Source organism: Dietzia aerolata, from assembly GCF_014144865.1.
Lineage (GTDB): Bacteria > Actinomycetota > Actinomycetes > Mycobacteriales > Mycobacteriaceae > Dietzia > Dietzia aerolata.
This window is the reverse complement of sequence record NZ_JAALDM010000317.1, coordinates 1-1383: the sequence shown is the minus strand read 5'-3', so window position 1 is coordinate 1383 and position 1383 is coordinate 1. Positions and strand designations below refer to the sequence as shown.

General features: G+C 70.1%; 3 protein-coding genes. 2 read left to right on the top strand and 1 reads right to left on the bottom strand.

Features of this window, described 5'->3' with window-relative positions; genetic code table 11:
- Both G6016_RS15695 and G6016_RS15690 read left to right on the top strand, forming a co-directional pair.
- On the top strand, positions 1–460 hold a 460-nt coding region (locus G6016_RS15695; RefSeq protein ID WP_182633534.1), incomplete at its 5' end, for a maleylpyruvate isomerase mycothiol-dependent enzyme family protein.
- An 82-nt stretch (positions 461–542) separates the two neighbouring features.
- Positions 543–755 (top strand): antitoxin VbhA family protein, encoded by a 213-nt coding sequence (locus G6016_RS15690; RefSeq protein WP_182633533.1) that lies wholly within the window; start codon positions 543–545, stop codon positions 753–755.
- Between the two features lie 27 nt (positions 756–782).
- On the opposite strand, the gene bioD is transcribed toward G6016_RS15690, so the two are convergent.
- Positions 783–1383 (bottom strand): ATP-dependent dethiobiotin synthetase BioD (gene bioD / locus G6016_RS15685; RefSeq protein ID WP_182633532.1); only part of this gene is annotated, 601 nt, incomplete at its 5' end.

Below are 1383 nucleotides of genomic sequence, written 5' to 3'. Positions count from 1 at the left end.
GTGGATGCGCAGTATCGCCGCGGCCGGATTCCGGCCTGCCGTGCACAACGAGCGGCGCCTGCGTGAGCATCTCGGCGCCACGCCGCAGGAGACCCTGGATCGCTTTCGCGCGGTGATCGACTCGACCGTCGCGCCGACCGGGGATCTGCCCGCGTACCTGGGCGAGGCGATCGTGCACTCGGAGGATATCCGCCGGCCCCTGGATCTACCGAGCCGCGCCGACGCGGACGCCGTCACCGAGGTCGCCAAGTTTTATGCCTCCCGCGACTTCACGGTGAACAGCAAGACCGCGGTCAAGGGGCTGTCGTTGCGGGCGACCGACAGTGACTTCTCTGCCGGTGACGGCCCCGAGGTCGCGGGCCCGGTGCTCGCGTTGGTCATGGCGATGGCCGGTCGGCCCGACTATCTCGACCAGCTCTCCGGGGACGGGGTGGCTACGCTCGCGGAGCGGATTAGCTAGGCCGAGGAGAGGCCATAGGGGGCAGGGTTCCCCGAGGCTCGATGCTCGCGCATGGCGCGGACGTACTCGGCGGCACTCAGTTCTGAACGATTTCCCTGCGTCGCAGCGAGGTTGCCTCCGGCGGCGGCGAGTCCGTGCCATTCGTTCGGCCCGACGGAGTACCGAATTGGAAGGTGGGGCAAGCACGGCCGCGACACGCAATGACCAGCTCGCATACGCACGGGGGACCATTAGCGTGACTGAGCTCGGCGAGCGCGTCCGTCGTCGCTACAGCGTCCGCGATACAGATAGCTGAGCTCCATCCAGAAGTACGTGTAGAACGCTACGGCTGCGCAGCCCCCGCATCCACCCCGAACCACTCCGGAACCTGCCGCGCGAACTCCTCCGGTGAGAGCTTCCCGGCGCCCACGGGGATCCGCCCGATCACCGGCACCCCGGTCAATCGCGGCAGGTCCCCGAGGTTGCAGCGCTCTGCCAGCGACGGCTCCGCCGGCCACGAACCGACCACGATCCCCGCACACGCCAGCCCCGCGGACCTGATCGCGCGCACGGTGAGTTCGGTGTCCGAGAGCGTCCCGAGTCCGGCTCGCGCCACCACCACGAGCGGAGCCTCGAGCGCGGCGGCCAGGTCGAGAATCGTCAGGTCGGTGCCCAGTCGCACCAGCACACCGCCGGCACCCTCGATGAGATCCAGCCGGCCCGGCGCCGACGGATCGCCGGGGGAGTCGAGCCACTCCTGAATCGGCGTCACCAGTTCGTCGAGCGTGGACTGCGGCAACCCGGCCACGCGGGCGGCGGTCTCGGGTGCCAGCGGATCGGCCAGCCGCCGCACCTCCAGCACGCGGCTCACGCCGGACAGCCGCGCGGCCTCATCGGCATCGCCGGGTTCGCCGGGCGCGAGACCGGTTTGGATCGGCTTGCAG